The organism is Nocardia sp. NPDC004604, from assembly GCF_040609795.1.
Lineage (GTDB): Bacteria > Actinomycetota > Actinomycetes > Mycobacteriales > Mycobacteriaceae > Nocardia.
In genome coordinates this window covers 1-2,926 of the sequence record NZ_JBEXLC010000307.1, presented here as the reverse complement: position 1 = coordinate 2,926, position 2,926 = coordinate 1, and the positions used below count along the sequence as shown (strand labels likewise).

Sequence of the window (2,926 nt, the reverse complement as noted above, 5' to 3'; positions counted from 1 at the left end):
GCTAAGCAAGTTCCGCAGAGCGGTCCTGCGCAATCTACTGAGCGTCGGGGTGAATCCCGACCATCCGCACAAGCGTACGGGCACCTGAGTCCGGCGCTGGAAGGTGCGGGGAGGCGGGGGAGCCGCTATCCGAAGCGACCGGAGATGTAGTCCTCTGTCGCCTTCTGGCCCGGGTTGGAGAAGATCTTCTCGGTATCGTCGATCTCGATCAGCTTGCCCGGCTTGCCCTGCGCCTCCAGGTTGAAGAAGCCGGTCTGGTCACTCACGCGCGCGGCCTGCTGCATGTTGTGGGTGACGATGACGATGGTGAATTCCTTCTTCAGCTCGGTGATCAGGTCCTCGATCGCCAGGGTGGAGATCGGGTCCAGCGCCGAACACGGCTCGTCCATCAGCAGCACATCGGGCGATACCGCGATCGCACGCGCGATGCACAGACGCTGCTGCTGACCACCGGAGAGGCCGCCGCCCGGCTTGTCGAGGCGGTCCTTGACCTCGTTCCAGAGGTTGGCGCCCCGCAGCGAGCGCTCGGCGACCTCGTCGAGCTCCTTCTTGTTGCGCACACCCTGCAGCTTGAGCCCGGCCACGACATTGTCGCGAATCGACATGGTGGGGAACGGGTTCGGGCGCTGGAACACCATGCCGATGGTGCGGCGCACGCCGACCGGGTCGACCTGCGAGCCGTAGATGTCCTCGCCGTCGAGCAGCACCGCGCCCTCGACGCGGGCATTCGGGGTCACCTCGTGCATCCGGTTGAGCGAACGCAGCACGGTGGACTTACCGCAACCGGACGGGCCGATGAAGGCGGTCACGCTGCGCGGCAATACCGACAGCTTGACATCGGCAACCGCGTGGAATTTGCCGTAGAAGATGTTCAGGTCTTTGACGTCGATCCGCTTTGCCATCTGAATATCCGTTTCGCTGTAATTAATTTGCATGAGCGGGGGCCCTACGTGGTTACGCAGGCTGCCTCCTCCGGGCCTGACCCGCTCATGCGGTCATCGGTTCCGCGTGAGCAGCTTGTTGACGACCGCGGCCGCCGCGTACAGCAGGGCGATCAGCAGGATGAGCGTCAGCGCCGCACCCCATACCCGCGCCCGGCCCGCAGGCTCCGGATTCGCCAACTCTTGGTAGATCAACAGCGGCAGCGAGGCCATATTGCCGTCGAAGAGGTTGGTGTTGATCGACTTGCTGTAGCCGACCAGCACCAGCACCGGAGCGGTCTCACCCATCACGCGGGCCAGTGAGAGCAGGATGCCGCTGATCATGCCGGGCGCCGCGGTCGGCACGACGATCCGAACGATAGTCTTCCACTTCGGAATTCCGAGTGCGTAGGACGCCTCGCGCAATTCGTCGGGCACCAGCTTCAGCATTTCCTCGGTGCTGCGGATCACCACCGGCAGCATCAGCAGCACCAGGGCCAGCGATACCGCGAACGAGCTCTGCGGGAAGCCGAATGTCGCGATCCACAGCGCGAAGATGAACAGGGCCGCGACGATGGACGGCACACCCGCGAGGATGTCCACCATGAAGGTAGTCACCTTGGCCAGCACGCCACGGCCGTATTCGACCAGGTACACCGCGGCCATGATGCCCAACGGCACCGCGATGATCGCGGCGACGAGAGTCTGCACGATGGTGCCGTAGATCGCGTGATACACACCGCCACCGGTCTGATCCGGCAGGATGCCCTTCTGCGATTTCTGCCACCAGTCCGGCGAGACGACAGAGTCGAGGCCCTTCGACACCACCATGAACAGCACCCAGACCAGCGGCACGAGTGCGATGGCGAAGCAGAGCCAGACCACTCCGGTGGCGATATTGTTCTTGATCCGGCGGGCCGTGCTGACATGCCGGAAGGTGGGTGCCTTGACCGGCTTGTCAAGAGTCGTCGTGGTGGTCATTACCCGTTCACCCTTCCACCGGATACGAGCCGCGCGAGCGCATTGACGATGAAGGTCAGCGCGAAGAGCACGAAGCCAGCCGCGATATAGGCACCGGTCGGCAGTGGCTGACTGAATTCCGAAGCGGCGGCAGCGATTTTGGAGGCGAAGGTGTAGCCGCCGTCGAACAGCGACCAGTGTCCGGCCTGCGCCGAGGTGCGCAGAATGACCAGCACCGCGATCGTCTCACCGAGCGCGCGGCCGAGGCCGAGCATGGATCCGGCGATCACACCGCTGCGGCCATAGGGCAGCACCGTCATCCGGACCATCTCCCATTTGGTCGCGCCGAGCGCCTGCGCGGCCTCGATATGCGAGATGGGCGTCAGGTTGAAGACCTCACGGGAGACCGAGGTGATGATCGGCAGGATCATTACCGCGAGCACCACGCCCGCGGTGAAGATGGTGCCGCCGCCGGAGATCGACACATTGCCGTCGGAGAACAGGAAGAACCAGCCGAGCTTGTCGTTGAGGAAGGTCTCGACGGGTTCCAATCGTGGCGCGAGCACCAGGAAGCCCCACAAACCGAACACGATCGACGGCACCGCCGCCAGCAGATCGACGAGCATCGCGAACGGACGCGCCATCGGCTTCGGCGAATAGTGGGTCAGGAACAGCGCGATGCCGACACCGATCGGCACCGCGATCACCAGTGCCAGTACCGAGCTCAGCACCGTGACCATGAGCAGGTCCCGAATGCCGAACCGCAGATGGTCGGCATTGGTGGTGCTGAACTCGGTGCTGGTGAAGAAGTTCGCCTCGTTCGCCATGATCGAGGGCCAGGCCCGGATCAGGAGGAACAGGGCGATCAGCGCGATGGCCGCCACGACCGTCGCACCCGCCGCGGTGGCTAGCGACCGGAAGACGACCTCGGCCCCTTGGCTGTGGCCTTTCCTTGCCTTCGCGTATTGCTGGTGGTATATTAATGGCGATTGTATTCTTATTTGGCGCCAACTCATTTGATCCAAAAAGTCCTGAACACAATGCGT

Annotated in this window: 3 protein-coding genes; all 3 read right to left on the bottom strand. The window is 63.5% G+C overall.

The window, feature by feature from the left end; all coding sequences use genetic code 11:
• Positions 1–125 precede the first annotated feature (125 nt).
• Positions 126–902, bottom strand: coding sequence for a phosphate ABC transporter ATP-binding protein PstB (gene pstB, locus ABZW16_RS43655; protein WP_354962048.1), 777 nt, complete (start codon positions 900–902; stop codon positions 126–128).
• Between the two features lie 93 nt (positions 903–995).
• Positions 996–1,901, bottom strand: a complete 906-nt coding sequence (gene pstA, locus ABZW16_RS43650; RefSeq protein ID WP_354962047.1) for a phosphate ABC transporter permease PstA — start codon at positions 1,899–1,901, stop codon at positions 996–998.
• Complete coding sequence (pstC, locus tag ABZW16_RS43645; protein ID WP_354962046.1) at positions 1,901–2,896, bottom strand: phosphate ABC transporter permease subunit PstC; 996 nt, start codon at positions 2,894–2,896, stop codon at positions 1,901–1,903. The genes pstA and pstC overlap by 1 nt, the downstream gene beginning before the upstream one ends.
• Positions 2,897–2,926 lie beyond the last annotated feature (30 nt).

Coding starts and splice junctions, on each gene's coding strand:
- pstA (WP_354962047.1), bottom strand. CDS start 1,901: ATGACCACCACGACGACTCTTGACAAGCCGGTCAAGGCACCCACCTTC.
- pstB (WP_354962048.1), bottom strand. CDS start 902: ATGGCAAAGCGGATCGACGTCAAAGACCTGAACATCTTCTACGGCAAA.
- pstC (WP_354962046.1), bottom strand. CDS start 2,896: ATGAGTTGGCGCCAAATAAGAATACAATCGCCATTAATATACCACCAG.